At 70.1% G+C, this 26,285-nt stretch carries 24 protein-coding genes and 2 tRNA genes; 15 read left to right on the plus strand and 11 right to left on the minus strand.

Going from position 1 to position 26,285, the window contains the following annotated elements; translation table 11 throughout:
- Positions 1–2: 2 nt before the first annotated feature.
- Positions 3–758 carry a LysR family transcriptional regulator substrate-binding protein gene (locus tag ACZ5QD_RS16360; protein WP_464366943.1) on the plus strand — a complete coding sequence of 252 codons (756 nt, stop codon included), beginning with the start codon at positions 3–5 and terminating at the stop codon, positions 756–758.
- A gap of 16 nt (positions 759–774) precedes the next feature.
- Positions 775–1,677 (plus strand): D-isomer specific 2-hydroxyacid dehydrogenase family protein, encoded by a 903-nt coding sequence (locus ACZ5QD_RS16365; RefSeq protein WP_464366944.1) that lies wholly within the window; start codon positions 775–777, stop codon positions 1,675–1,677.
- A 92-nt stretch (positions 1,678–1,769) separates the two neighbouring features.
- Here ACZ5QD_RS16365 and ACZ5QD_RS16370 read toward each other — a convergent pair whose 3' ends face one another.
- From ACZ5QD_RS16370 to ACZ5QD_RS16385, 4 genes are read right to left on the minus strand one after another with little or no spacing between them, the layout of a single operon-like run.
- Positions 1,770–3,416, minus strand: coding sequence for an FUSC family protein (locus ACZ5QD_RS16370; RefSeq protein WP_045537911.1), 1,647 nt, complete (start codon positions 3,414–3,416; stop codon positions 1,770–1,772).
- A complete protein-coding gene (locus ACZ5QD_RS16375; RefSeq protein ID WP_006897481.1) occupies positions 3,413–4,030 on the minus strand; it encodes a class I SAM-dependent DNA methyltransferase in 618 nt (205 codons plus the stop codon). The genes ACZ5QD_RS16370 and ACZ5QD_RS16375 overlap by 4 nt, the downstream gene beginning before the upstream one ends.
- A gap of 4 nt (positions 4,031–4,034) precedes the next feature.
- Entirely contained in the window at positions 4,035–4,934 is a 900-nt protein-coding gene (locus tag ACZ5QD_RS16380; RefSeq protein WP_006897480.1) for a LysR family transcriptional regulator, read from the minus strand.
- Between the two features lie 41 nt (positions 4,935–4,975).
- Positions 4,976–6,292, minus strand: a complete 1,317-nt coding sequence (locus tag ACZ5QD_RS16385) for an oxygenase MpaB family protein (protein WP_006897479.1) — start codon at positions 6,290–6,292, stop codon at positions 4,976–4,978.
- A 69-nt stretch (positions 6,293–6,361) separates the two neighbouring features.
- Between ACZ5QD_RS16385 and ACZ5QD_RS16390 the strand changes: the two genes are divergently transcribed.
- Entirely contained in the window at positions 6,362–6,997 is a 636-nt protein-coding gene (locus ACZ5QD_RS16390) for a TetR/AcrR family transcriptional regulator (RefSeq protein ID WP_231650119.1), read from the plus strand.
- 94 nt (positions 6,998–7,091) lie between these two features.
- Positions 7,092–8,114: a YeiH family protein gene (locus tag ACZ5QD_RS16395; protein WP_082083922.1), complete on the plus strand. Its 1,023-nt coding sequence runs from the start codon at positions 7,092–7,094 to the stop codon at positions 8,112–8,114.
- A 77-nt stretch (positions 8,115–8,191) separates the two neighbouring features.
- Here the strand turns inward: ACZ5QD_RS16395 and ACZ5QD_RS16400 are convergent, their stop codons facing one another.
- The 3 genes from ACZ5QD_RS16400 to ACZ5QD_RS16410 form a co-directional block, all read right to left on the minus strand.
- Positions 8,192–8,614: a DUF779 domain-containing protein gene (locus tag ACZ5QD_RS16400; protein ID WP_045537907.1), complete on the minus strand. Its 423-nt coding sequence runs from the start codon at positions 8,612–8,614 to the stop codon at positions 8,192–8,194.
- A gap of 11 nt (positions 8,615–8,625) precedes the next feature.
- Positions 8,626–10,149 (minus strand): acetaldehyde dehydrogenase ExaC, encoded by a 1,524-nt coding sequence (exaC, locus tag ACZ5QD_RS16405; RefSeq protein ID WP_006897475.1) that lies wholly within the window; start codon positions 10,147–10,149, stop codon positions 8,626–8,628.
- Positions 10,150–10,259: 110 nt separating this feature from the next.
- On the minus strand, positions 10,260–11,537 hold the full coding sequence (locus ACZ5QD_RS16410; RefSeq protein ID WP_464367280.1) for a transcriptional regulator: 1,278 nt from the start codon (positions 11,535–11,537) through the stop codon (positions 10,260–10,262).
- A gap of 210 nt (positions 11,538–11,747) precedes the next feature.
- Here ACZ5QD_RS16410 and ACZ5QD_RS16415 point away from each other — a divergent pair, with 210 nt between their 5' ends.
- Genes ACZ5QD_RS16415 through ACZ5QD_RS16440 form a run of 6 tightly spaced genes read left to right on the plus strand, consistent with a single transcriptional unit; the run spans position 11,748 to position 17,617 of the window.
- A complete protein-coding gene (locus ACZ5QD_RS16415; protein ID WP_222110893.1) occupies positions 11,748–12,686 on the plus strand; it encodes an ABC transporter ATP-binding protein in 939 nt (312 codons plus the stop codon).
- Positions 12,687–12,712: 26 nt separating this feature from the next.
- The gene (locus ACZ5QD_RS16420) at positions 12,713–13,489 is read left to right on the plus strand and encodes an ABC transporter permease (RefSeq protein ID WP_006897472.1); all 777 of its coding nucleotides are present in this window, start codon (positions 12,713–12,715) and stop codon (positions 13,487–13,489) included.
- Positions 13,490–13,523: 34 nt separating this feature from the next.
- Complete coding sequence (locus tag ACZ5QD_RS16425) at positions 13,524–14,636, plus strand: sensor histidine kinase (RefSeq protein ID WP_045537903.1); 1,113 nt, start codon at positions 13,524–13,526, stop codon at positions 14,634–14,636.
- A 23-nt stretch (positions 14,637–14,659) separates the two neighbouring features.
- Positions 14,660–15,271, plus strand: coding sequence for a response regulator transcription factor (locus ACZ5QD_RS16430; RefSeq protein ID WP_222110892.1), 612 nt, complete (start codon positions 14,660–14,662; stop codon positions 15,269–15,271).
- 5 nt (positions 15,272–15,276) lie between these two features.
- Positions 15,277–16,404, plus strand: coding sequence for an acyltransferase family protein (locus ACZ5QD_RS16435; protein ID WP_006897469.1), 1,128 nt, complete (start codon positions 15,277–15,279; stop codon positions 16,402–16,404).
- A gap of 10 nt (positions 16,405–16,414) precedes the next feature.
- A complete protein-coding gene (locus ACZ5QD_RS16440) occupies positions 16,415–17,617 on the plus strand; it encodes a hypothetical protein (RefSeq protein ID WP_464366945.1) in 1,203 nt (400 codons plus the stop codon).
- A 3-nt stretch (positions 17,618–17,620) separates the two neighbouring features.
- On the opposite strand, the gene ACZ5QD_RS16445 is transcribed toward ACZ5QD_RS16440, so the two are convergent.
- Entirely contained in the window at positions 17,621–18,070 is a 450-nt protein-coding gene (locus tag ACZ5QD_RS16445; RefSeq protein WP_045537897.1) for an acyl-CoA thioesterase, read from the minus strand.
- A 100-nt stretch (positions 18,071–18,170) separates the two neighbouring features.
- Between ACZ5QD_RS16445 and ACZ5QD_RS16450 the strand changes: the two genes are divergently transcribed.
- On the plus strand, positions 18,171–19,151 hold the full coding sequence (locus ACZ5QD_RS16450) for an alpha/beta hydrolase (RefSeq protein WP_082083920.1): 981 nt from the start codon (positions 18,171–18,173) through the stop codon (positions 19,149–19,151).
- Here ACZ5QD_RS16450 and hisC read toward each other — a convergent pair.
- Entirely contained in the window at positions 19,143–20,213 is a 1,071-nt protein-coding gene (hisC, locus tag ACZ5QD_RS16455; RefSeq protein WP_464366946.1) for a histidinol-phosphate transaminase, read from the minus strand. The two genes, ACZ5QD_RS16450 and hisC, sit on opposite strands and share 9 nt — an antisense overlap.
- A 112-nt stretch (positions 20,214–20,325) precedes the next feature.
- Between hisC and ACZ5QD_RS16460 the strand changes: the two genes are divergently transcribed.
- Together ACZ5QD_RS16460 and ACZ5QD_RS16465 are read left to right on the plus strand one after the other, a co-directional pair.
- Positions 20,326–20,414: transfer RNA gene (locus tag ACZ5QD_RS16460), tRNA-Ser, on the plus strand.
- A gap of 57 nt (positions 20,415–20,471) precedes the next feature.
- Positions 20,472–20,544 (plus strand) — tRNA-Arg (locus tag ACZ5QD_RS16465).
- A gap of 117 nt (positions 20,545–20,661) precedes the next feature.
- Here ACZ5QD_RS16465 and ACZ5QD_RS16470 read toward each other — a convergent pair.
- Positions 20,662–21,546 (minus strand): LysR family transcriptional regulator, encoded by an 885-nt coding sequence (locus tag ACZ5QD_RS16470; RefSeq protein ID WP_045537891.1) that lies wholly within the window; start codon positions 21,544–21,546, stop codon positions 20,662–20,664.
- A gap of 77 nt (positions 21,547–21,623) precedes the next feature.
- Between ACZ5QD_RS16470 and ACZ5QD_RS16475 the strand changes: the two genes are divergently transcribed.
- Positions 21,624–22,865, plus strand: coding sequence for an acetyl-CoA C-acetyltransferase (locus ACZ5QD_RS16475; protein WP_045537890.1), 1,242 nt, complete (start codon positions 21,624–21,626; stop codon positions 22,863–22,865).
- Entirely contained in the window at positions 22,862–23,632 is a 771-nt protein-coding gene (gene pcaD, locus ACZ5QD_RS16480; protein WP_045537888.1) for a 3-oxoadipate enol-lactonase, read from the plus strand. Before ACZ5QD_RS16475 ends, pcaD begins: the two co-directional genes overlap by 4 nt.
- 12 nt (positions 23,633–23,644) lie before the next feature.
- Here the strand turns inward: pcaD and ACZ5QD_RS16485 are convergent, their stop codons facing one another.
- On the minus strand, positions 23,645–26,218 hold the full coding sequence (locus tag ACZ5QD_RS16485; RefSeq protein ID WP_464366947.1) for a helix-turn-helix transcriptional regulator: 2,574 nt from the start codon (positions 26,216–26,218) through the stop codon (positions 23,645–23,647).
- Between the last annotated feature and the right edge of the window lie 67 nt (positions 26,219–26,285).

Below are 26,285 nucleotides of genomic sequence, written 5' to 3' on the forward strand. Positions count from 1 at the left end.
CCGTGACTCCCGACTCGGCCGAGAACGCCGCTGCGCACCGCCGCTTCCGTCTGGCGTACGTCCCCGGCGTCACGCCGGCGAAATGGGAACGCAAATGGCGCGAACGGTTCGCCGACGTGCCGCTCGAGTTGGTGGCGTGCAGCGTGTCCGACAGCGTGCGGCTGCTCGCCGACGGCGCGGTCGACGCGGCCGTCACACGCTTGCCGGAGGCCCTCGACGCCGTCGATCCCGGACCCCATCACACCATCGATCTGTACGTCGAGACCACTGTGGTCGTGGTTCCGAAGGACCACTACCTGACCCTGACGGACGAGTTGCGCGCCGACGACGTCGCCGACGAGACCTTTCTGTCGCCCCTCGACGACGCCCTCACCTGGGATCGGTGGCCCGGGCCGTTGCTCGACCACCGTCCGGCGACCACCGCCGACGCGATCGAACTCGTGGCGGCCGGCACCGGACTGCTCGCCGTGCCGCAGTCGCTGGCCCGGCTGCACCATCGCCGCGACCTCGTCTACCGGCCGCTGCTCGACGCCCCCGTCAGCCGGGTGGGACTGGTCTGGCCGTCGCCCACGTCCCAGCTCGCCGACGAATTCGTCGGACTCGTCCGTGGTCGCGGGGCGAACTCGTCGCGCGGCAGGGAGCCGCAGCCCAAGCGGACCGCGAAGGAGAAGACTGCCGCCAAGCGGGCGAATCGCGAGGCGGCGGGCAAGATCGCAGGCAAGAACTTCGGCAAGGCCGCACGACGCGGTCGGCGGTAACGATGAGGAGGCGCTCGTGAAGATCGCGATCGAACCGGTTGTGGACCGGCACCTGTCGGAGGCGGTGACCGGAGCCGGAAGTGAGGTGACCGGGCTCGACGACGCCGAGGCTCTCGTCTGGATCGGCGGGCCGGACGGCTTCCCGCAACTCGGCGACGCCGTCCGCTGGGTGGCGCTCAGTACCGCCGGTATCGAACGCTTCGTCGACGCCGGCGTCTTGGACGGCCGTCGACTCTGGACCAACGCCTCGGGCTTCTACGCAGCGGGCGTCGCCGAACACGCCCTCGCGTTGCTGTTGGCCGGGCTTCGGCAGATCAACACGGCGGTCCGGGACGGGTGGGCGAAGGAACGGATCGACCCGGCCGTCCGGACACTGCGGGGTGCGACGGTCGCGATCATCGGTGCGGGCGGGATCGGGCGCGAGCTGACGCCGCGTCTGGCGGCGTGCGGCGCCTCGGTGATCGCCGTCAACCGCAGCGGCCGCGCCGTCGAAGGCGCTGAGCTGACGCTGCCCGCCGACCGAATGGACGAGGTGTGGGAGCGTACCAACCACGTGGTGCTCGCCGCACCCGACACTCCGGATACCCGTCACCTGCTCAACGACGAGACCCTCGGCAGACTGCACCCGCACAGCTGGGTCGTCAACATCGCCCGCGGGCCGCTGATCGATCAGGCTGCTCTTCACCGGGCGTTGTCGGAGGGAGTGATCGCGGGCGCGGCGCTCGACGTCACCGATCCGGAACCGCCCGCGGACGACGATCCGCTCTGGTCGCTGCCCAACGTCATCATCACCCCGCACGTGGCCAATCCGGCGTCCGGGCTCACGCGCGAGATGGCGCCCTTCCTCGCGGAGAACATCCGACGGTTCGAAGCGGGCGAGGAGCTGCTGGCGGTGGTCGAGCCGGATGCGGGGTACTGAGGGGGTCGGGGTCGGGGTCGGTGAGTGTGGGGTGTGGCGGTCGGTAGGTTTCGACTCGCTGCGCTCGCTCAACTGGCCTATATGAAGGCCGCTCAACCTGCCTGTTCAGGGCCTCGCTCAGTCGGGGGAGGGGTGAGGCCGATCGTGCGGCTCGCGGTGACGCGGTCGGCGAGGTCGGCGCGGATCGTCTCGCCGATCAGGGTGTCGGGGCCGGCGCGCCAGCAGGCGCCGAGCGTGTCGTAGCCCACGGATCGGACCGCCGCATGGGCGGGCCAGTAGCGGTACGCCCAGGCGGGCTCGTCGTTCGCGCTGTCGGTCGCGGCCAGCTCGGCTTCCAGCAACTGCCACTGGAGGTCGCGCCGCGACACGCGCATGGACGCCGACGCGGGAACATCCGTGCTCGCCCGGTTCAACACATCGGAACACGCCGCCCTGGCCGCCTCGTCCGCGGAGCGGAGGGTGCTGCGGTGGATCCGCGGGAACAGCAGCCACATCGTCGCCACCGCGAACGCGACGCCCAACAGGGTCTCGATGACGCGTGAGAGCATCTGCTCGCCGAGCGGCTGAGTCGGCGCTCCCATCAGCAGCGCGAGCGGCGTGATGAAGGTGACCGCGAGCGCGTAGTTGGTGGTGACGGTCAGCTCGATCATGATGTTCAGCACGGCCAGCACCACGATCAGCGCGGCGACGTGCAGATCGAGTGTGTGCAGCACGGCGAAGATCGCCAGACCGCCGAGCGTTCCGAGCACGCGGTGCACACCGCGCACCGCGCCGCGGACACGGTCGGGCCCCAACTGCAGCACCAGGACCGCGCCCATGATCGCCCAGTCGGGGCGTCCCAGGCCGGCGAGGACCGAGACCCCGCCCGCGAGCAGCGTGGCCACCGTCGCCCGGGTGGCCGTCACTGTCGCGTGGCTGTCGAGGCGCGCTCCGAATCTGAGGCGGTGCACGATGCTGGGACGGGGGAGCGGCGCCATCAGCGCGCCGGCCTCGGCGCCGTGAACGCGGTGATGAGTGAGCCAGAGACGATGTGCGAGATCGCCGTCGATCTGCGCCGCGTCGTGCAGCACCGACCACGCGTTCAGCGTCGACGCCGCGACACTGTGCCTGCGGGAGGGCTCGCGGTTGTCGGCGAGGAAGCGCTCGCCCTCGGCCAGTGCGGTCTCGGTGGCGGCGATCTCGGGTCCGTGCGGGCGCCACAGTCCGGGCGACATGCTGACGATGAACGCGGCGGCCGCGCCCGCGGCCGTACACAGGGCCACCGTCGCGGCGGAGCCGCCGGCGCGGCAGACGACCACGGCGACACCTCCGACCAAGACCAGGAAGAACGGACCGGGAGGCCCCAGACGCAGGGTGTTCACCCCGAATACCGAGACGGCGGTGAGCGCCGCGAGCGCGCCGACCATCGTCATCTCGCGAGCCGTCGATCCACCCGGACCCATCCATGAGCCGAGCGCGCCGAACAGGGCCGCGGAGGCGACCAGCAGCAGACCCGTGGTGAGGTTCACCCGCCACCTGATCCGGTACGGGCGACGTTCGCCGTACATCAGCGCGAACGAGCCCAGTGCGGCGAGGACCGCGTTTCGCTCGAATCCCAGCCCGTACAGCGTCAGCGCGGGCAGCAGGAAGGCCAGCCCTCCGCGCAGTGCCGGAGCCCAGCGTCCACGGGTGGACGGCCGCGACAGGAGTAGTGCGCGGACCGACGGTCGCGACGGCGGGACCGGAGCGTGATCGGTCATGGGCGCCGCGCCGCCAGATGGACGTCGGGGAAGCGGTGGTCGGCGTCCGCTCGGCTCACCGTGCGCCAGATCTCCGCGAAGCCGGCCGCGACGACCGCGTCGGCGAGCGCGTCCGGATGCCAGCGCCACGCCTTTGCGACGGCGTGATCGAATTCGTGCACACCGGGCTCGTCGGCGGCCTGCGTCGAGATGAGCACCACGGCGCCGGCGGACAGTCGTGCCGACCAATCGACGAGGATCTCGCGCACCTCGTCCGGAGGTACGTGGATCAGGCTGTGCCGCGCCACGACGCCGCCCACCCGTGACAGGTCGACGGTGACCAGCCGGGCGTCGTCCGTCCGGAGCGTCAGCTGCGGGTGCCTCCGTCGGGCCACCGCCAGCATTCCGGCGCTCGGATCGACGCCGCACACGCTGAGCCCGCGTCCGGCGAGGTGCGCGGAGACACCGCCCGTGCCGCAGCCGACGTCGACGACCCCCGCATCCGGCCGCGACTCGAGCACCATGTCCGCGAAGGCGTCGACGGCCCGGCGCTCGAGCGCCGTCTGAAACGGATCCGGAAACGTTCTGTCGTAGAGGTCGGCGAGGGCGTCGTAGCCGGGCTGGTCGGCGGTCACGGATCTATTGTGCCGACCGGCGGGCGATCCGGACGAGTTCGGCCGCGGGGCCCTGGAGAGTGCGTGGCGGTCGCCACACGGCGCGCAGTTCCCGGGTCAGATCGAGCCCGTCCACATCGATCACGCGCAACTCGCCGCTGCGCGCGGACTCCTGGACGGCGAGGGTGCTGAGCACGGCGGGGCCGACCCCGCCGGCCACCGCGGTGCGGATCGCGGCGCTGCTGCCGAGTTCGAGGATCGGCGGGGCGATGTCGTATCCGGTCAACGCCACCTCCAGTGTCGTGCGCGTGCCCGATCCGGGTTCGCGGACCAGCAGCGGCGTCGCGGCGAGTTCGGCGATGTCGATGGGGCGCCGACGGCGCGACCATTTGTGGCCGGGCGGAACGACGAGCACGAGGCGGTCGCGCGCGACCACCGCGCTGTGCAGTCCGGACGGAATCGACGGGCTCTCGACGAAGCCGACGTCGCAGGCGCCCGAGGCGACGGCCTCGAACACCGCGCTGGAGTTGCGGACCCGCAGGTGCACGGTGGTCTCGGGATGGTCGGTGCGGAATGTCCCGAGCCACAGGGGCATCAGGTGTTCGGCGACCGTCATCGAGGCGTCGACGGTCACCTCGGCGGCGGTATCGCTGAGCAGCCCGGCCGCCACATCCAGCAGTGCGCGCGCATCGTCGACGGTGCGTCGGGCCCAATGCACCAGCACGGTCCCATCCGGGGTGAGGCGGGAGCCGGTGGTGACCCGATCGAGCAGACGGACGCCGAGCAGGCGTTCCAGCCGCCCGATGGCCCGTGACGCATTGGGCTGTGCGACGTGCAACGCGCGGGCCGCCGCGCTCAGACTGCCGTGGTCGTCGACTCCGACGAGCAACTCGAGCGCCCCCAGGTCGATCGATCGCAAGTCCACGGCTGGACAGTACCCCGGTCGCGCCGGCGGTCGTGCATCGTTCAGTGCGCGACGGCGTACTCGGTGTGGTCGGTCCGGAACTCCGGCTTGCCGTAGTCGGCGAGCCGTCGCTCGACCATCCGCGTCGCGTACCGGTCGACGTGCGGGGCGAGGAACGGGATCCGCGTCGCGTACTGGGCGGCCGCGAGGCGACCGACGATGAACGGTGCGGTGACCGCGATCCTGGCGAAGTCGGCGGCGGCGATCTCGACGCCCATCCGTGCCGCGGCACGGCGATTCCCCTGGCAGAACGCGATCATGAACGCGATCTTGCTGTAGCTGCGCTCGACGGATTCGGCGGCACGGTCGAAGGCGGTGTGTCCCGAGCGCAGGTAGGCGTTCATCGTCGACGAGACCAGTGACGCGCACGAGCCGTCGAATCCGGCGCGCAGCAGCGCAGCGCGGCCGGTGAACACGTCGACCACTCCCCGGGGCGTGGCGGGGACCAGTTCCTCGGGAAGCCCGAGCAGGAAGCAGCGGTACCGGTGGAACTCCACCGTCGCCCGCTCGGCCCGGGTGAACTCGGAGCGACCCTGTCGCAATGCGCGCTGGGCGAGGATGAACGCGCCCATCAGACCGGCCGGTGCCTGATCGAGTTGGGGGATCGGGATTCCGTAGGTGTCGACATCCCAGGTTCCGGATCGGCGCAAGGCGTTGTACCGCACCATCGAATGCATCAGTCGCACCATCGCGGCGGCCTCGAACCCCGCGCCGTCGCGGTCGAGTGCGCCGGGCAGCGTGGTGACCGCGAAGAAGCTCGTCGTCTCGTTGACCCGCCGTGCCGCGCGTTTGCCGGTCAGTGCGCCGGTCATCACCATCGGAAGTGCGGCGTACAGATTCGTGAAGGTGGCGATGAACGCCCCGCGGGTGATGAACGGCGAGAGCAGCGCGGACGGCACTCGCGACAGGCGGGCGCCTTCGGCGACCAGGTCCAGATCGATCCAGTCGGGGGTGGTCTCCATCGCTTCCAGGAACGACGCCAGTTCGGAAGGCGCGTCTTCGACGGCGTCGATCCCCTCGCGGCACGCCGTGCGGAGCATCGAGATCAGCTCCGAGACGCTGTGGTCGGCCGCGAGCGCCGCATACCTGTCGGCGACCACGTCGCCGAGCATCGTCGACGTGGTCATCAGCTCCACGATTCGCTCGTCCGACAGGTAGCGGGACCGGCCGCCCACCCACGCCGGTAGTGCCGATTCGACGTCCGGGTCAGTGGTGAACCGGTAGGGAACGCCGCTGAAGTCGACGTCGCCGTACACCTCGGGCAGGGCGTCGGCTTGTCGGCGGACCACGTCGGCGAGATCGGGGTAATAGGTGGTCACGGCGGCCCTCCGGGGTAACTAACACATTGTTAGTTACTAACTAACAATGTGTGAACTACGATGTCAAGGGTGACTTCGGAGAACGTGCGTCGGCGGATGAGCGGTGCGGCCCGGCGTGAGCAGATTCTCGACGTCGCTCTCGCGATCGTCGACCGCGAGGGCTTTCACGCCGCGACCCCCGCCCGCATCGCCGACGAGGCCGGAGTGCACCGGACGCTGATCTATCAGCAGTTCGGCGACGTCACCGGACTGTTCGTCGCGCTGGTCGATCGCGAGGGCGACCGAGACCAGGCCGACTTCGCGGCCGCTGTCGCGAGCGCGGAGGGTCTCGCCGGACTCGAGCAACTGCGTGCGGTGCTCGCGCGGCTGATCGAGGCGATCGACGAGAATCCGGCGAGCTGGCGGCTGTTTCTGTCGCCCCCGCTGGGGGCGCCTGCCGAGTTCGGCCGGCGGCTCGAAGTGTCGCAGGAGCGGGTGCGGAAGTACCTGGCGGAGGTCGTCGCCGACATCGGGCTCGACCAGCTCGATCCGGAACTGACGGCGCGCGTGATGCACGCGGGTGCCCGGGAGCTGCTGGCCTTCCGGCTGGAGAATCCCGACTCGGCCGCCGTCGACCGGCTGCTGGAGTTCGCCGACCGGATGGGCGCCGGGCTGCTGATGCTGCAGAAGCTCGCCTCCCGGCTCGGCCGGGAGGCCAGTCTTTAGCGAGACGGACGGGGTCATGACCATATCGATTTGATATGTCTGTATATCGGATCTCCGGGTTCCCGATCGCCTCCGGTTCGCCGACCGTGGAGGTATGACTCAGACACTGCATCGTGCCGGAAAGTCCGGGAGAGGCGACCGGCCCGATCCCCGCGCCGTGGTTCCGGGGCTGCTGATCTGCGGCGCGGTCGCCCTCGCCGCCACCGGCATCACCTTGCTGCTGCCTGCGGTCAGTCCGCTCCTGCTGGCCATCGTGATCGGCGCGGTGGTCGCCAACGTGGTCCGGCTGCCTGCCGCCGCGGCGCCCGGACTGACGCTGGCGTCGAAGACGCTGCTGCGCATCGGTGTCGCGCTGCTGGGGCTGCAACTGGTTCTCGGCGATGTGCTCGGACTCGGATTCGGGATGATTCTGGTGGTGGTCGCGATCGTCGTCGGCGGCATCGTCGGGGGTCTGCTCATCGGACGGGCGCTGGGCATTCCGTTCGCCCGCCGGCTGTTGATCGCCTGCGGCATGTCGATCTGCGGTGCGGCGGCGGTCGCGGCGGTCGACGGCGTGGTGGAGGCCGACGACGAGGACACCGCCACCGCGGTCGGCACCGTCGTCATCTTCGGAACGCTGATGATTCCGGCGATCCCGCTGTTCTCCAACGCGATGGGGCTCTCGGACGAGGTCGCGGGGCTGTGGGCCGGCGGCTCGATCCACGAGGTGGCGCAGGTGGTGGCCGCAGGCGGGATGATCGGCGGAGGCGCGCTCACCGTCGCGGTGGTGGTGAAGCTGGCCCGCGTGATGATGCTCGCGCCGGTCGTCACCGTTCTGAGCATCCGTCAGCGCCGCGCCACCGGGGTAGCGGGCAAGCGGCCTCCCATCGTCCCGCTGTTCGTGGTGGGATTCGTCGCGTGCGCGATCCTGCGGTCCACCGGAGGGCTGCCCTCGGCGGTCATCTCCGTGGGGCACGAGGCGCAGGTGGTGCTGCTGACGATCGCGATGGCGGCTCTCGGACTCGGCGTCCGCATGGAGGTCATGCGCAGGGTGGGATGGCGTCCCTTCGTCCAGGCGGCGCTGACCACCGTCCTGGTGGCCGGTGTGGCACTCGGCGGGGTGCTGCTCGCCGGGTGAGCTCCGATCGGGAAAACTTTGGCTCCCGGAACGGTCTCTCAGACCGTTCCGGGAGCCAAAAATTCTGCGGGTCGCCGCTACACGTCCAGGTCTGCCCCGGTCAGGGGCGGCGAATCCGCGAGTGCGGCGTTCTCCTCATCGGTGAACACCCGCGATCGGGACAGGAACCGGACGCCCTCGGGGGCTTCGAGGGAGAATCCGGCTCCGCGGCCGGGAACCACATCGAGGATCAGCTGCGTGTGCTTCCACAGTTCGAACTGGTCGCCGTTGATCCAGATGCGCACCGCGGGCAGCGGTTCGGGCAGTTCGACCTCGCCGACGAGCACGTCGCGCTGGCCGACCCGGTACTCGCCGACCGGGTAGCACATCGGAGCGGAGCCGTCGCAGCATCCGCCCGACTGATGGATCATGAGCCCGCCGTGAAGCTCCGACAGCTTGGTCAGGAGCTCCACGGCGGAGTCGGTGGCAACCACGCGCGCGACGGTTGCAGGCTCGTTCATCGCACGCCGGCTTAGAAGAAGCCCTTGGCGCTCTGCGCGTAGCCGACCAGCAGGTTCTTGGTCTGCTGGTAGTGGCTGAGCATCATCAGATGGTTCTCGCGGCCGACGCCCGACTGCTTGTATCCGCCGAAGGCGGCGTGCGCCGGGTAGTCGTGGTAGGTGTTGGTCCACACCCGGCCGGCCTGGATGTCGCGGCCCGCGCGGTAGGCGACGGCGCCGTTGCGGCTCCACACGCCGGCGCCCAGGCCGTACAGCGTGTCGTTGGCGATGGAGAGCGCGTCGTCGTAATCGGTGAACGAGGTCACCGACAGGACCGGTCCGAAGATCTCCTCCTGGAAGATCCGCATGTCGTTCTTGCCGCCGAAGACGGTCGGCTGGATGTAGAAGCCACCGGAGAGGTCGCCGCCCAGATCGGCGGGCTCGCCGCCGGTGAGCACCTTGGCGCCCTCCTGCTTGCCGATCTCCAGGTACGACTTGATCTTCTCCCACTGATCGTTGCTCGCCTGGGCGCCCATCATGGTGTCGGTGTCGAGCGGGTTGCCCTGCTTGATGGCGGCGACCCGGGCGACGGCGCGCTCGAGGAAATCGTCGTAGATGCTGCTCTGCACCAGCGCGCGGCTCGGGCACGTGCACACCTCGCCCTGGTTCAGGGCGAACATCGAGAAGCCCTCGAGTGCGCGGTCGAGGAAGCCGTCGTCGGAGGCCATCACGTCCTCGAAGAAGATGTTCGGGCTCTTGCCGCCCAGCTCCAGGGTCACCGGGATCAGGTTCTCCGACGCGTACTGCATGATGAGGCGGCCGGTGGTGGTCTCGCCGGTGAAGGCGATCTTGCGGATGCGGTTGCTCGAGGCGAGCGGCTTGCCCGCCTCGACGCCGAAGCCGTTCACGATGTTCACGACGCCGTCCGGCAGCAGATCGCCGATCAGGCTCATCACGTACAGGATCGACGCCGGGGTCTGCTCCGCCGGCTTCATGACGATCGCGTTGCCCGCGGCCAGGGCCGGGGCCAGCTTCCAGGTCGCCATCAGGATCGGGAAGTTCCACGGGATGATCTGACCGACGACGCCCAGCGGCTCGTGGAAGTGGTAGGCGACGGTGTCCTTGTCGATCTCGGAGATGCCGCCCTCCTGGGCGCGGATGGCGCCGGCGAAGTAGCGGAAGTGGTCGATCGCCAACGGGATGTCGGCGGCGAGTGTCTCGCGGACGGCCTTTCCGTTCTCCCACGACTCGGCGACGGCGATCGCCTCGAGGTTCTCCTCCATGCGATCGGCGATTTTATTCAGGACGGCGGCGCGCTCGGCGACCGACGTCTTGCCCCACGCGGGTGCGGCGGCGTGCGCGGCGTCGAGCGCCAGATCGATGTCCTCGGCGGTGGAGCGGGCCACCTCGCAGAAGGTCTTGCCGTCGACGGGCGACGGGTTTTCGAAGTACTGACCCTTCACCGGCGGAACCCACTTGCCGCCGATCCAGTTGTCGTAGCGGGACTGGTAGCTCATCAGCGAGCCGTCGGCTCCGGGCTTTGCGAAGACGGTCATGATGCTTGCACTCCTTCGTGGATTCACTTCAATCGGTGAGGTGAATCACACACTAGGGGTGGTGTGGTTGCAGTCGCGTTGCATCGCGGCGCGGGGTGCGCCCGGCGCCCTCAGCGCCGCACTCCGAACCGCCGATCGAGCAGCCGGACCCGCCCCTGTGCGACCGCCCGCTGCGGATGTCCGGCGGGGAGCCGCTGGGCGAGCGCGTTCCACGCGGTGATGTCGTCCCGGCCGTGCGGCGAGGCGACCCACGCGTTCAGGGCGACGAGGTCGCCGGTGCCGAACATGCGCGATCGCAGGTCTTCGCGCACTTCGTCGAACAGTTCCACCACGCCGGGGGCGAGGGACTCGGCCAGCAGTCCGCCGCGCCCCAACGCCCGGACCGCCGCGGTCAGATCGCCCGCGGCGATGAGCCCGCGCAACTCGTCGACGTCGGAGCCGGCGTCGACGGTGAGCCGGTACGGGCGGGCGGCGATCACATCGCCGAGGTCGCGCCGCAGCCGCGAGATCTCGGCGCGCACGGTGACCGCGCCGAGCACCTCGTCCGAGAGCATCGTCGCGAGTTGCTCGGTGCCCAGGCCTTCGGGGTAGCTCTGCAGCAGGAGCAGGATCTCCGCGTGCCGCGGCGACAGCGGTCGGGCGGCGCCCGCGGCATCGTGCCAGTGGGCGGGGCCGTCGGTCAGCACGGTCAGCCGGGGGCGCGTGTCGGGTCGGACGAAGGTCTCGGGTGCGGCGAGGTCGACGGCGCGTGATTGCAGTTCCCGCTCCACCGCGGCGACCACCGATCGGACCGCCGCGAGAGCGAACGGTGCCGCGGCCGCGGGTCCGCCGGTGACGTCGACGACGCCGAGCAGCTCGCCCGACACCGGATCATGCACCGGGGCCGCGGCGCAGTTCCAGTTCTGGACGGGTCCGGAGAAATGCTCCGGACCGATGATCTGCACACCGCGATTCATCGTCAGGGCGAGTCCGGGCGCATTGGTGCCGACGGTGTCCTCGCTCCACACCGAGCCCTCGACGAAGTTGATGCGGGCCGCGGCGTCACGGGCGCCGTGGTCGCCCTCCACCCACAGAAGCCGGCCCTGGTTGTCGGTGAGCGCGACCACCACGCCGGAATCGGCGATGTCGTCGAGCATCAGCGACTGCACCAGCGGCCGCACGGCCGCCAGCCGATGCGACGAGCGGTAGGCGTCGAAGGCATCACCCGACATGGGGGCACCGGCGTCGTGGCCGGGTTCCACCTCACTGGGATCCACTCCTCGGCTGCGGGACCGCTCCCACGATTCCCGGACCAGCGAGCGCACGGAGTCGTCGGCGGGTGAGACACCGGCGAGGAACTGCTCGTAGGCACGGCGGACGCGAGTCGACACGCCGGCGCCGTCTCTCATCGCGTTCAACTCCCGACTGTTTTCGCAGGTCCTCGTCCTTCGATTGTGCCTGCACGGTGTGACCCGGGCAACGACCGGCCCCGTCGGCGGCCCTGGCTACACCGATTGCCGCGATCGCGAAGCGTTGTGCCGGGCCCATGACAAACGTCATGGCGAACCGATGACATCCGCTCTGGGTGACCGGCGTCCCCCGGCGGGAGAGTGAATGTCATGACACAGCGACATCTCACCCCAGCGCGAACCGCGTCGACGGTTCCGGCCATCGCCATCTCCGATCTGTCGAAGCGGTTCCGCGGCTCGAAGGGCGAGACCGTCCAGGCCGTCGACGGCATCGACCTTCAGATCCAGCCCGGCGAGGTGGTGGCCTTCCTCGGACCCAACGGTGCGGGCAAGACGACCACCATCGACATGATCCTCGGCCTCACCACACCCGACTCCGGCGAGGTGAGGGTCTTCGGCCGCGATCCGCGCGAGGCGGCGCGCGCCGGCCGGATCGCCGCGGTCATGCAGACCGGCGGACTGCTCGACGACTTCACCGTCGCCGAGACCGTCTCCACGGTCGCCGCGCTTCACGGGCGCACCGCCGACATCCCCGAGGTGATGCGCCGTGCCGACATCGCCGATCTCGGCGCTCGCAAGGTCTCCCGGTGCTCGGGCGGTGAGCAGCAGCGACTCAAGTTCGCGCTGGCGTTGCTGCCCGATCCCGACCTCATCGTCCTCGACGAGCCGACCGCCGGGATGGACGTGGAGTCGCGCAGGACCTTCTGGGCCGCCATGCGAGCCGACGCCCAGCACGGCCGCACCGTCCTGTTCGCCACCCACTATCTGGAGGAGGCGGACTCCTTCGCCGACCGCATCGTGATGATGGCGAGCGGCCGGGTGGTCGCGGACGGCTCCACCGCCGACATCCGCGCCCGGGCCAGCCGCCGCATCGTCTCGGCCGTCCTCGACGACGACGCCGTGCCCGGTCTCCAGCGGGTGTTCCCGGACCTGGAGGTCACCGAACGGCGCGGCGGCCGGATCTATCTGTCTCTCGAGAACTCCGACGTCCTCGCCCGCCACCTGCTGACCAGCACCCGCGCCCGCGATCTCGAGATCGCCAGCCACAACCTCGAAGACGCGTTCGTCGCGCTGACCACCGGCGCCTGACGCGCCGAGACCTGAAAGGCATTGCCATGAGTCTCAATTCCACCCTCGCTGCGAGCAGCGTGTCGACCGTCTATCTCCGTAACGACATCCGCCGCGTTCTGCGGAACCGGCGAGCGATGATCTTCACGGTCGCGATGCCCGCCCTCCTGTACCTCGTCTTCGGCGCCACCCAGAAGAGTTCCGAGACGGTCGGCAGCGGCAACGTCGCCTTCTACGTCCTGGTCGGCATGGCGTTGTACGGCGCGGTGCTGGCGGCGGCGTCGAACGCCGCCGCGGTCTCCATCGAGCAGCAGGCCGGCTGGACGCGCACGCTGATGATGACCCCGCTGCGGCCCGCCGGTTACGTCTCGACCAAGGTCGCGCTCGCGTTGACCATGAGCGCACTGCCGGTGGTGCTGCTGGCCGTGGTCGGCGCGATCTCCGGAGCCACCGCCCCGGTGGGAGTCTGGGCGGTGTGCCTGGTGTTGGCGTGGCTCGGCTCGGCCGTCTTCGCGGCGCTGGGGCTGGCACTGGGCAGCATTCTGAAGTCCGACGGCGCCATGCAGGCCCTCGGCGGCGTGCTCGCGCTGCTGGCCTTCGCGGGCAACGTCTTCGTCCCCCTGAACGGAACCATGCTGCGGATCGCCGAGTTCACCCCGATGTTCGGCGTCGTCTCGCTGGCGCGCTACCCGCTCGACCACGGGGTCACCGTCTACGGCACCCCGATCTCCCTGTGGGTGATCATCGCGAACATCGCCTTCTGGGCCATCGCATTCGCCGTTGCGGCAAGCTACTTCTACAACCGCAGCACGCGCAGGCAGTAGTTCGCGCCGTGCCGGGACCAGTTTGGAGGAACCGATGACCGCAGCGCCCGCCCCCACCTCACCGTGGCGGAGCGGGCGCTGGCTGTTCGCGGCCGTGTGGCTGCTGTTCATGGGGTATCCGATCGCCGGGATCATCACCGCCGACGCGCGATGGCTGATGAAAGCTCTGGCCCTGGCGATCATCGCGGTGTTCGTCGTCGTCTATCTGCTGCTGTGCGTGTACTCGATGTTCGACTGCGATCCCCGCTCCGCGCCGGCGCGCAACGCCGCGATCGCCCTGCTCGCGGTTCTGATGATCGGACTGATGCCGCTGCTGCGCGCGGACGCGTTCTCCGTGGCGCCGTTCGTGATGGCGGCGGTCGCCTTCGCGGCACCGTGGCGGGTGGGGTATTCGCTGGCCGGGGTGGCGGCGGTCCTCGTCTCGGCGGTGGTCGTCCCGGAATTGTTCGGGTGGGAGCTCGACAGCGGCTTCCTGATCGTCCTGCTGGTCGTCGGCATCACGATGGGGTTCTCGCGCGTGATGCGCGACGGCGAGCGCGACCGGGAACTCGCCGCCGAACGCCAGCGGGAGCTGAACGGGCAGCTCGCGGTGGTCGCCGAACGCGAACGCGTGGCCCGCGACGTGCACGACATCCTGGGGCACTCGCTGACCGTGATCTCGGTGAAGTCCGAGCTCGCGGGCCGGCTCGTCGATCTCGATCCGGCGCGGGCGAAGCAGGAGATGGCGGAACTGAACGCGCTCGCCCGGCAGGCGCTCGCCGAGGTCCGGTCGACGGTCGGCAACCTGCGTGCGCCGGAACTGCCGAGTGTGGTCGCGGCCGCGGAGATCGCGCTGACGGCGGCGGAGATCGACGCCGACCTGCCGGATCCGGACGCCTACGACGGTCCGCACGCGGCGCTGTTCGCATGGGTGCTGCGCGAGTCGGTGACGAATGTGGTCCGCCACAGCGGAGCCACCCGATGCGTCGTGACGCTCACCGATCACAGCCTGACCGTCGCCGACAACGGTCACGGCTCGCCGCTGTTGACCTTCGGGAACGGCCTGCGCGGGCTCGCTGAACGGGTCGATGCCGGCGGCGGACGCCTGACGGTCGATTCCGATGCCACCGGCACCACGGTGACCGCGAGCGTGGACGAGGGACGGTAGGTTCTTCTCCGAGAGGGGGACCGGTGGAGACCATCCGACTGCTGCTGGCCGACGACCAGGCGCTGGTCCGCGGTGCGCTCGCGGCGTTGCTCGATCTCGAGCCCGACCTCGCGGTGGTCGCGCAGGTGGGCCGGGGAGACGAGGTGGTGGACGCGGCGCGGTCCAGCGGCGCCCAGGTGTGCCTGCTCGACATCGAGATGCCCGGGGCCGACGGCATCGAGGCGGCCTCCCGCATCACGCGGGAACTGCCCGGAGTCCGCTCGCTGGTGGTCACCACCTTCGGCCGGCCCGGATACCTGCGCCGCGCGGTGGACGCCGGTGCGGCCGGATTCGTCGTCAAGGACACCCCCGCCGCCGAACTGGCCGACGCCGTGCGACGCGTCCACGCCGGGCTCCGCGTCATCGATCCGACGCTGGCCACCGAGAGCCTCACCAGCGGTGACAATCCGCTCACTCCGCGCGAGACCGAGGTTCTCACCGCCGCGCTCTCGGGTGCGACCGTCGCGACCATCGCGTCGCAGGTGCACCTCTCGGCGGGCACCGTGCGCAATCACCTGTCGTCGGCCATCGGCAAGACCGGCGCGTCGACGCGGGCCGAGGCCGCGCGGATCGCACGCGATCGGGGCTGGATCTGACCCCGGTGCGACGCCGCGTCCCCGCACTGACCGGTGTCCGGACCGTCGCCGCGCTGTCGGTCTGCCTCACGCACGCCGCGTACTGGACCGGCCACTACACCGACGACTACGTGGGTCGGTTGCTGTCTCGTTTCGAGGTCGGCGTCGCGCTCTTCTTCGTCCTCTCCGGCTACCTGCTGTTCGCGCCCTGGGTGCGGGCGTTGCAGGAGACGCAATCCGGAGCGCCGGCCGAGTATCCGGGGCTGCGGCGCTACACATGGCATCGGGTGCGGCGGATCGTGCCCGCCTACTGGGTCACGGTGCTGGCGGTGTACGCGATCTTCCTGGTGCGCACGGACACGTCCGACTTCGGTCAGGGGTGGTCGGACCTGCTGCGGAACCTCACATTCACCCAGGTGTACGGGCTCGGACACCTGCACACCGGCCTCACCCAGATGTGGAGCATGGCGGCGGAGGTGGCCTATTACATCGCGCTGCCGCTGGTGGCGTGGCCGATCGCGCATCTGGTGTGCCGCGATCGGTGGCGGCCCGACCTGCTGCTCGTGTGCCTGGGCGGGCTGCTGCTGGTCTCGCCGTTGTGGACGGTGGTGGTGCACGGGTCCGACGGCGTCGACCCCACCGCGCGAATGTGGCCGCCCGCCTTCGCGAGCTGGTTCGTCGGCGGGATGGTGCTCGCCGTCCTGGCCCGGACGGTGACGCGGTGGCCCGCGATCCCGAGCGTCGCTGTCGCGGTCGGTGCGTTCCTGATCAGCGGCGGCGCGGTCGCCGGAGAGCCGACGATCGTGCCGGCCGACGCCGGAGCGACGGTCGTCAAACACACGCTCTACCTGGTGGTGGCCCTGGGTCTGGTCGGCCCCCTGGCGATCGGCCCCGGCGACGACGCGTGGTCCCGGGTGTGCGGCAGTCGGCCGATGGTGTGGTTCGGCGAGATCTCCTACGAGTTCTTCCTGGTCCACGTGATGGTGCTGGAGTTCACGATGGATCTTCTCGGGTACTCGGTCTTCACCGGATCCACCCTCGCGGCCTTCGTCGTGACCAGTGTCATCAGCGTGCCCGTCGCGTGGTCGCTGCATCGCCTCACCGCCCCGCTGTGGCGGGATTCTCCCACGCGATCTGTCGGGGTCCGCGGGTAGAATCGGCGCCATGACCTCACCGCAGCGTGCTGTCACGGCAGCCGATCTCCGTCAGTGGACGACGGATGCGCGGGTGCCCGGGCAGCCTGCGGAACTGTCCGACACCGCGTGCATTCTCATCGCTGCCGGCTATCTCGTGCCCACCGCGCGGGCGACGGTGGTCCGCCGCGTCTCGCAGGGACTGCCGATGCCGGTTCCGCAGTCGGGATTCAGTGAACTGCGGCGCGTGCAGCGCGGAATCGTGCACGCCGAGCGCAAACTGGCGTCGACGATGCTGCCGGGCGTCGTGGTCCCGATCATCCGGTCCCGGATGGCCGGGCTCACCCGCCGGCGCGACGAGGCGCACCGCGCGGTCGTCACCGGCAAGGGCGTCTTTCCGTCGGGTATGCGGGCCATTCGCCGAGAACGCCGCGAGAACGTCTACCTCGAGGTCGATGAGCGCGAGCAACTCTTCGCCGGGCTGCTCTGCACACCGGTGGCGAACCTGTCCACCTCGGGTGCCCGCTGGGCCGGCACCGATGCCCTGGACAAAGTGGCGGGAATCGTCGACAAGGTCGCCGGGCGCGCCGGACGCAGGCAGGTGGAGCACTGGGCCGACGAAGTCTTCGGGACCATGCCCACCACGCAGGACTCGTCGCGCGGTTCGAGCTTCGCCGACGGCTACGAGGCACTCCTGTTCGTCGCCGGCCACTACTACGACCGCATCCGGACCAACCCGGCCTGGCTGTCGGACCACTTCGAGATGCAGCGGGTGCAGGTGAACCTGCACGCCGAGCTCGCCGAGATCGCCTCTGACGTCGTGGCGCTGCGGGCGTTGCGCGTCGATCTCGACCGCGCTCGGGACAACGGCGGTTTCGATCCCGGCTTCGTCGCCCACATCAGAGAGCGCGAAGAGGCGTTGCGGCCGGTGTGGACCGAACTGATCGACCGCGTCCACGCTCTCATCGACATCTGTGCGACCGTCGAGTCCGCGGCCGTCGAGTTGCGGCTGCTCAACGAGTTCGACCGTGCCACCACCATCGACGCGCGCATCGACCATCTGCTGTCGCGGTCCGGCGACCGCGAACTGTCCGCGGACCATTCCCGCAGGCTGTCGCAGCAGGTGCGCAGCGGCGAAGAACAACTGCGCATCTACCGGGACGTCCTGCAGGGCAACATCGCTCAGCTCGGCTCGGCGGCACCCGCGCAGCTTCCGGAGAAGTACGAGCCCTGAGCCTCAGGAGCGGGTCCACTCGCGCAGACGGTCCTTCTCGGCGGCGGTCAGGCGTCGCAGACTGTGCTTCTCGATGTCGACGACGGCCATCTGAGTGGTTGCGACGCACGCCGGGCGCGCCCCCGCGGGCGCGGCGGCGCCGGCGATCTCGTAGCCGATCGTGAAGTCGACCGATCGGAAACCCTTGATCCACATCCCGATCCGGAGCGGCGAATCGTCGTGGTGCAGCTGTGCTCGGTACCGGATGTCGACGTGGACGATCATCGCGCTCTTGATGAGCGGTGCGTAGTCGTCCCCGGCGCTCAGGAGCCACTGGATACGTGCCTCCTCCATGAGGGTCACCATCCGCGCATGGTTGACGTGACCGAAGGCGTCCATGTCCGACCACCTGACGGGGACCTGCGCGGTGAAGGCGTGGCGACGGCCGTCCGGCAGCGTCGACGTCTCGGTCATGTCGCCGATCCTAGTGCCGGCCCAGCACGCTGCTCGGCATCGACGTTCACACGGTCGACACTTTCGCCGGGTACGCTGGGCGACCATGTGGTGCGATCGTATGTCACTGAAGCTGGTCACCGCCGGGTCTGTCGTCGCGGCTGCGGCCATGCTGGCGTCGGTGTCGACCGCACCGGTCAACGCCGCTCCCAAGGGGGCGCACGTGGTCGCGGAGAAGGTTCGGAGCATTCACCGGGTGGACCTCACCGTTGAGTCGGCGGCGATGAACGGCTCGGTGCCGGTCACGGTTCTCAGCCCCGGCGGCTCCGGTCCGCGGCCCACTGTGTACCTGCTCGACGGCGCGGACGGCGGAGACAAGGTCAGCGACTGGATCACCAAGGGCGGCGCCGAGTCGTTCTTCGCCGGGCGCAACGTCAACGTCGTCCTGCCTGCCGGTGGAGCGGGCAGCTTCTACACCAACTGGGAGAAGCCGGACAAGAAGCTCGGCAAGCCTCAGTGGGAGACCTTCCTGACGCAGGAGCTGCCGCCCGTGATCGACGCGAAGTTCAGCGGGTCCGGACGTAATGCGGTGATGGGTCTGTCCATGGGCGGCCAGTCGGCGTTCGCCCTCGCCACCCGCCACCCCAAGCTGTACCGCGGTGTCGCCTCGATGAGCGGCTGCCCGCGTGTCTCGGGCCAGGCCAACGAGGCCTACGTCCGCGCGACCGTCGCGAAGAGCGGCGCCAACGCCGACAATATGTGGGGTGCGCCCGGCTCCAAGGACTGGGTGCAGCACGATCCCGCCCACAAGCTGGACGCCCTGCGCGGGAAGGCGTTGTACATCTCGTCCGGTTCGGGTGCGGTGGGACCGCTCGACCTGGCCGCCAAGCGTGACCCCAAGGACGGCCCGGAGAACGCGCAGATCGCTGCCGGTTCGGCGCTGGAGGTGGGCGCGAACCGCTGCTCGCTCGAGTTCGCGACACTGCTGCGCGCCAACGACATCCCCTTCACCTCGGGATTCCGCCTGATCGGCACGCACAGCTGGGACTACTGGAAGCGCGACCTGCCCGAGGCGTGGAACGCCATCGCGCCCTCACTCTGACCGCGCGCCGGCGTACTTCTCCGCGAAGGTGAGGAAGGCGTCGTTCTCTGCGGGATGGGTGACGGTGACCCGCACCCCGTCGCCCGCGAACGGTCGGACGATCACCCCGGACTCGGCGCACTCGGTCGCGAAAGGCATGGAGTCGTCGCCGAGCATCAGCCACACGAAGTTCGCCTGTGAATCGGGTACCCGGTAGCCGAGCTCGCGCAGTCGTGCCGTGACGCGTTCACGTTCGGCGACCACCGCGTCGGTCCGTGCCAGCAGCTCGTCCTGTGCGCGCAGGGAGGCGACGGCCGCGGACTGGGCCACACTGCTGACGGTGAACGGCACGTGCACCTTGTTGAGCGCGGTGATCACCTCCGGATCGCCGACCGCGTATCCGACCCGCAGGCCGGCGAGCCCGTACGCCTTCGAGAAGGTGCGCAGGACCACCAGGTTCGGGAACTCGCGCCGCAGTTCGAGGGCGTCGTACGCGAACGGTCCGGTCAGCCGCATGTACTCGAAGTAGGCCTCGTCGAGCGCGACGACGATGTCTGACGGCACTGCGGCCAGGAAGTCGCGCAGCGCCTGCGCCTCGACCACCGTGCCGGTCGGGTTGTTGGGGTTGCACACGAAGATCAGGCGCGTCCGGTCGGTGATCGCGCCCGCCATGGCTGCGAGGTCGTGCACGGCGTCGCCGGTGAGCGGGATCTGGACCGGGGTGGCGCCGACGACGCGCGTCGCCACCGGGTACATCTCGAACGAGCGCCAGCCGAACAGCACCTCGTCGCCCGGGACGGCGGTGACGGTGATCAGGTTCTGGCAGAGGATCACCGATCCGCAGCCGACCTGGATCTCCGCGGGGGTCACGCCCAGGCTCTTGGCCAGTTCGTCGGTGAGCTCCACCATCCCGTTGTCGGGGTAGCGGTTGGCCGTCGCTGCGGCCTCGGCGATGGCAGCGGCCACGCCGGGGAGCGGGGGGTCGGTCACCTCATTGCTGGCGAGCTTGATCGCGCCCGGAAAGGTCTTGCCGGGGACGTAGACGGGCAGGGTGTCCAGATCGGGGCGGATTCGCGTGCTCACCCCTCAAATGTACGTCTGACCTGCGGGTCGATGCTCACCCGGTCGGCGATTTGCGTCCTGACGCTCCCTCTGTGTAATGTTTTGCCCCGGCGGCCCGAAAGGACTCCACCAGGGAGGCGTGCCAGAGCGGCCGAATGGGACTCACTGCTAATGAGTTGTTCCATGAAAGTGGAACCGGAGGTTCAAATCCTCTCGCCTCCGCCGACCGGGACACGCACCCGGTACAATTGAAGAAGTGCGGATCGCAAGATCCACTACGCGCCCGTAGCTCAACGGATAGAGCATCTGACTACGGATCAGAAGGTTTGGGGTTCGAATCCCTACGGGCGCACTCCGAGAAGGTCCCCGTCGTTCGCGACGGGGACCTTCTCGTCGGTGGACTACGGCACAAGTTCCTAGAACGACGAACCGGCGCCATTGGGCGGACCGTCAGCGCCCTCGTACCGGCTCACTCCGCGGCGATCCGCCGCAGGACCGTCAGCGCACGCTCGACGACGGGAGACGCCGGCTCGGGAATCCATGCCGCGGACAGATCGATTCCTGCCTCGGGGCGCAGCGGAAGGTACCGGACTCCGGCGATGTCGAGAGCCGACGTCGGCTCGGGAACCACCGACACTCCGAGCCCGGCGGCCACGAGCGTGACGAGAGTCGAGGTCTCGGTCACCTCGTGCCGGATCCGCGGAACGAACCCGGCGTCGGCGCACAGGCCGGTGACCAGTCCGTTGAGCGCCGAGCGGCCGTGGCCCGCGTGCATCACGAAGTCGTCGTCGCGCAGGTCGGCCAGATCCGCCTCGCCGCGTCCGGCGAGCCGGTGACTGTCGGGAACCAGCGCGATCAGTCGATCGTGGCGCACCGGCTCCACCACCACGCGCGCACTGGTGACCGGGGGCCGCAGCAGCGCCAGATCGATCCGGCCGGCCTCGAGCGCCGTCACCTGGTCGGGGGCCAGCATCTCGCCGCGCACGCTCACATCGACGCCGGGCAGTTCGTCGCGCAGCGCTCGCACCAGACGCGGGAAGAGTGAATAGGTGGCCGATCCGACGCACCCGATCGTCAACGCGCCCTGCATGCCCTCGGCCACCCGGTGCGCCTGCTCGCCGGCCGCATCGACGGCGTCGAGGATCTCGCGGACCCGGTCCAGATACACCTCCCCGGCCGGAGTCAGTTCCACGCGACGGGTCGATCGGGTCAGCAACTGGACGCCGAGCTCTTCTTCGAGCTGTCTGATCTGCGAAGACAGCGGCGGCTGCGCGATGTGCAGACGTTCGGCGGCGCGACGGAAGTGCAGCTCCTCGGCGACCACGCGAAAATACCGGAGATGCCGCAGTTCCATGATTGATACCTCTCCTGTTTCAGCGATCGTAGAACATGTACTTCACGATATGGGTCCCGGCTTTCTAGGCTGGACGCATGGCTACCGCGTCCGGCATTCGCACCCACGACGACATCGTGATCTGTTCCCCGCTGCGGACACCGGTCGGCCGCATGGGCGGAGCGCTGGCGAAGCTGACGGTCGACCGCCTCGCGACGGACCTGCTCAGCGAGCTCGTCGCCCGGACCGGTCTCGGAGAGAACGAGGTCGACGACGTCGTGCTGGGACAGGGGTATCCGAGCGGCGAGTCGCCGGCTCTCGGCCGGATCGCCGCCCTCGACGCCGGACTCGGCGCCGGGGTGCCCGGAATGCAGCTCGACCGCCGCTGCGGCTCGGGTCTGCAGGCCGTCCTGTCCGGGGCGGCGCAGATCGCCGGGGGAGGGGCCGATCTGATCGTCGCGGGCGGCGCCGAGTCGATGTCCACCGTCGAGCACTACGCGCTCGGCCTGCGCACCGGGGTCGGGCAGGGCGGCGTGGAACTGCGCGATCGCCTCGATCGTGCTCGGTTGACGGCGGGCGGGCAGTCGCATCCGGTACCGGGAGGGATGATCGAGACCGCCGAGAATCTGCGCGCCCGCTACGGACTCACCCGAGAGCAACAGGATCGGCTGTCCGCCGAATCGCATCGCCGTGCCCTCGCCGCCATCGAGGCCGGCCGATTCGCCGACGAGATCGTTCCGGTCACCGTCCCGGGCGGCCGCCGCGACCCCGACGTCGTCGTCGACCGGGACGAGCATCCACGTCCCGGCACCACGGCCGAATCGCTGGCCCGACTGCGCCCGATCCGCCTGGCCGTCGACCCCGACTCGACCGTCACCGCCGGAAACGCCTCGGGCCAGAACGACGGCGCCGCGATGATGGTGGTCACCACGCTCGCCGAAGCGGAGCGGCGCGATCTCGATCCGATGCTCGCACTGCGTTCGTGGGCCGTCACCGGATGCGCACCCGAGGAGATGGGGATCGGACCGGTCGGTGCCACCGCCAAGGCACTCGCGCGCGCCGGACTGACACTCGACGACATCGAACTCATCGAACTCAACGAGGCCTTCGCCGCGCAGGTGCTGGCCGTCCTGGCCGAATGGGGAGTCGAGCCCGGCGACGAGCGGCTCAATCCCAACGGCTCGGGCATCTCGCTGGGCCACCCGATCGGAGCGACCGGCGCGCGGCTGGTGGTCACCGCTGCCCATGAGGCGAAGCGACGACGCGCCCGAAACGTGCTGGTCACGATGTGCATCGGCGGCGGCCAGGGACTCGCGGCCGTGTTCGAGGCGATCCGATGAGCGCCGTCGACGTCCACGCGGTGGTCAGCGGCCGGCCCGACGGACCCGCCGTGGTGCTCTCCAACTCGCTCGGCTCCACGCACCGGATGTGGGACGCGCAGATCGCCGACCTGGAACAGCACTTCATGGTGATCCGCTACGACACCCGCGGTCACGGGCAGAGCCCGGTGCCGGACGGACCGTACAGCATCGACGACCTCGCCGACGACGTGCTGGCGCTCCTCGACGGTCTCGGCGTCGACCGCGCCCACCTGGTGGGGCTCTCGCTCGGCGGCATGACCGCGATGCGGATCGCGGTCCGCGCACCGCACCGCGTTCGGCGCCTGGCGCTGCTGTGCACCGGGGCCCGGCTGGCCAACGCCGAGTCGTACGCGGAACGGGCGGCCGCGGTGCGTGCGGACGGTGTCGCGCCGATCGCTGAGGCGGTGGTGAGCCGCTGGTTCACCCCCGAGTACCTGTCCGCCGACGCCGAGCGGAAGCGGTACTACGAGGCGATGGTCGCCGACACGCCCGCAGAGGGGTACGCGGGCTGCTGCGAGGCGATCGCCGCGATGGATCAGCGCGCCGATCTGCCGTCGATCTCCGCGCCGACCCTGGCGATCGCGGGCCGCGACGACACCGCGACCGGACCGTCGGTCCTGGCCGAGATCGTCGACGGCGTCCAGGACGGTCGGCTGCTGGTGGTTCCCGAGTCGGCCCACCTGGCCTGTGCTCAGCAACCGCAGATCGTGAATCCGGCATTGCTGGACCATCTGCTGGCGCAGTAGCCGCTGCCGAGGTCACCGGCGCAGCGCGGCCAGCTCCGAACGCGACCGGACGCCGAGTTTCGCGTAGATGCGGGTCAGGTGGTACTGCACCGTCTTCGGTGAGATGTAGAGCTCGGCGGCCACCTCCCGGTTGCTCATCCCGGAGGCCACCAGCGCGGTCACCGACTCCTCCTGCGGTGTCAGCTCCGCCGAACTGCGGTCGCCGCGAACCGCGTGCAGGCCGCCGGCCTTCAACTCGCGGTCGCAGCGTTCGACGTACGCCGCGGCTCCGAGCGACCGGTAGATGTCGCGGGCGTTGCCCATCACCGCATCGGCGGCGCGCCGCTTGCCCGCCCGGCGGAGAGTCTGCCCGTAGGCGAAGTTGACGTGCGCTTGGTCGTGCCGCAGGGGCAGACCGTCGAGAAGTTCGAGGGCCTCCCCGAACTTTCTTCGCGCGGAGGCGATGTCGCCGATGGCACCGAGATAGCGGCCGCGGGCGTAGCGGAGCCGGGCACCGGCCGAACGATGCCCGCGCAGGTCGGCCAGTTCCTCATGCGGGCGGAGCAGACTGTCGGCGGCCTCGAGCCGGCCGTCGAGTACCAGCGCATTGGCCAGCACGTCCACCCACGGCCACCAGCCCGGTTCGGTGAGAGCCGGAGTGTCCGCGGCGAGGAGCCTCAGCGGGGAGAGGACCCGGGTGACCTTGTTGTAATCGGCGGCCGCCTCCGCGATCTGCGCCTGTGCCAGCAGCAGCGGAATCTGCATGATCTCGTAGTCGCCCGCCAGTCGGGCCGAATGCGCGACCGCGGCGTCCGCGGCCTCCCGGTCGCCTCGGAGGCAGTGGACCTGAGCCGCGGTCCAGTCGGCGAGCGGGGTGGCGAGGGTGATCCCGCTGGTGGTCGCGAGCTCGCGCGACTGCGCGACGGTGAGCAGTGCCCCGTCCCAGTCGCCGGTCACGAACCGCAGACGGGCCAGCCAGCCCAGTGCCCACAGCGTGATGCGTTTGGAGCCGCCCAGATTCGCCATCGACACCGCCGTCTCGAGACTGGTGCGCGCGGAGTCCACCTCGTCCAGCCCCAGCTGCAGCCAGCCGTGGCCGATGGCGACCCGCTGCGTCTGCGCTCCGAACCGGACGTCGCGGCCCAGCGCGTCGTACGACGCGACGGCGTCGGCCGTGCGGCCGGACCACGCCAGGCCGAGCCCGCGGATCGCGGCGGCCTCCACACCGGCGGGCGAGGCGGTTCCGGCCATGTCGATCGCGCGGTCCGCCCAGCCGACGAGGCGCTCGCCCTGACAGCGGACCAGGCAGTGCAGTACGTAGCGCTGTGCGATGAGGGCCGCGATCGCGGGTTCGCGCTCCACGCTGACGATGCCCCACGCTCTGTCGAGCCGGATCCGGGCCTCGGCCGATCGTCCGCGCAGGATCGCCAGATAAGCGAGTGTCGCATTGCGCAGCGGAGTCTCGCGAAGGCTCTCCACCGTCGGCACCATGGACCCGGCGGTGAGGCAGTCGCCGTCGGCCAAGAGCGCGTCCACCGAGAGCGTCACTCGTTCGGCGTGCCGGAGCGGCTCGTCGGTCAGCCGCCCGGCCTCACGGTAGAGCTCGGCGGCCTCCGCCCATTCGCCCGCGCCGCCCCGATCGGCCGCCAGTGCGGCGACCTCGTCCGCGAGTTCGGCGTCCGGCACCGGTGCGGCGGCGACGCGATGATGCAGTCTGCGTGCCGGATCCGCCACCAGCTCCGAGGCTCGGCGGTGCAGCAACCCGGTCCGCTTGGGCCCCAGCACTTCGAGTACCGCGGCACGGGTGACCGGAGTCGGCACGGCCAGGGCCGAGGCGGCCGGACCGACGGCGGCGGCCGGCTCCACGAGCCCGGTTCCGACCGCCTCGTCGACGGCGGACAGCACGTCGCCGACCGCCGAGAGTTCCACGGCCGTGCCGAGTGAGTCCGGATCGTTCAGAATCGCGATCGCCTCGATGAGCCGCCGCGTCTCCGGTCGGCACGCCGTCAGGGCGGTGCGGACCCGTTCCACCTCACGGGCAGGTGCGGGCAGGGCTGCGTCGGCCCGCGACCACAGACGGTCGGGCAACTCGTCGAGCAGTTCGACGATCTCGCGCGGTCGGCCCATCGTGTGCCTGGTCAGTTCGTCGAGAAGAGACGGGTGCACCGACCGCCCGCGGGCCGCGGCGATCTCCGCCACGGCGCTGCGGTCCAGACCCGGAAGTCGCAAGGTGTCCGGCAGCAGGTCGGCGATGGCGGGCGTGGACCGCTCCGCGGCCAGGATCACCGTGACGCGCGACTGCGGGCGCGCGGCGGCGAGCCGCCCGAGCCGGCGCAGAGCCGCGTCGTCCGCATGATCGGCGTCGTCGATCAGCAGCGCTGCGGGGTCGTCACCGAAGAGCTCGGCCGGATCGCCGAGCTCGGGTGCTGCGGCGACCCGGACCCGGCGACCCCGCAGGATCTCCGACAGGCGCCGCAGCAGCGTCGACTTCCCGGCACCGTGCGGGGCTGTGATCAGCACGAAGCCGGGACCGGCGGCGTCGGCGACGCGGCCGGTCAGCTCCGACAGTTCGTTCTCCCGGCCGACGCAGGCGGCCTCGATGATCATGGTTGTCGAGGTTATTCCTGTCGGGGCGGACGCGTGGCGTCGCTCGCGGTCGACTGCCGCGAACGAC

It is taken from the genome of Gordonia sp. J1A (assembly GCF_055393515.1).

Excerpts from the sequence above, each read along its gene's own strand:
- exaC (WP_006897475.1), bottom strand. The coding sequence starts at position 10,149 with ATGACCGTCTTCGCAAAGCCCGGAGCCGACGGCTCGCTGATGAGCTAC.
- ACZ5QD_RS16415 (WP_222110893.1), top strand. The coding sequence starts at position 11,748 with ATGACACAGCGACATCTCACCCCAGCGCGAACCGCGTCGACGGTTCCG.
- ACZ5QD_RS16410 (WP_464367280.1), bottom strand. The coding sequence starts at position 11,537 with ATGAGAGACGGCGCCGGCGTGTCGACTCGCGTCCGCCGTGCCTACGAG.
- ACZ5QD_RS16440 (WP_464366945.1), top strand. The coding sequence starts at position 16,415 with ATGACCTCACCGCAGCGTGCTGTCACGGCAGCCGATCTCCGTCAGTGG.
- ACZ5QD_RS16370 (WP_045537911.1), bottom strand. The coding sequence starts at position 3,416 with ATGACCGATCACGCTCCGGTCCCGCCGTCGCGACCGTCGGTCCGCGCA.
- ACZ5QD_RS16395 (WP_082083922.1), top strand. The coding sequence starts at position 7,092 with ATGACTCAGACACTGCATCGTGCCGGAAAGTCCGGGAGAGGCGACCGG.
- ACZ5QD_RS16475 (WP_045537890.1), top strand. The coding sequence starts at position 21,624 with ATGGCTACCGCGTCCGGCATTCGCACCCACGACGACATCGTGATCTGT.
- ACZ5QD_RS16445 (WP_045537897.1), bottom strand. The coding sequence starts at position 18,070 with ATGACCGAGACGTCGACGCTGCCGGACGGCCGTCGCCACGCCTTCACC.
- ACZ5QD_RS16470 (WP_045537891.1), bottom strand. The coding sequence starts at position 21,546 with ATGGAACTGCGGCATCTCCGGTATTTTCGCGTGGTCGCCGAGGAGCTG.
- ACZ5QD_RS16450 (WP_082083920.1), top strand. The coding sequence starts at position 18,171 with ATGTCACTGAAGCTGGTCACCGCCGGGTCTGTCGTCGCGGCTGCGGCC.
- ACZ5QD_RS16425 (WP_045537903.1), top strand. The coding sequence starts at position 13,524 with ATGACCGCAGCGCCCGCCCCCACCTCACCGTGGCGGAGCGGGCGCTGG.
- ACZ5QD_RS16420 (WP_006897472.1), top strand. The coding sequence starts at position 12,713 with ATGAGTCTCAATTCCACCCTCGCTGCGAGCAGCGTGTCGACCGTCTAT.
- ACZ5QD_RS16485 (WP_464366947.1), bottom strand. The coding sequence starts at position 26,218 with ATGATCATCGAGGCCGCCTGCGTCGGCCGGGAGAACGAACTGTCGGAG.
- pcaD (WP_045537888.1), top strand. The coding sequence starts at position 22,862 with ATGAGCGCCGTCGACGTCCACGCGGTGGTCAGCGGCCGGCCCGACGGA.
- ACZ5QD_RS16400 (WP_045537907.1), bottom strand. The coding sequence starts at position 8,614 with ATGAACGAGCCTGCAACCGTCGCGCGCGTGGTTGCCACCGACTCCGCC.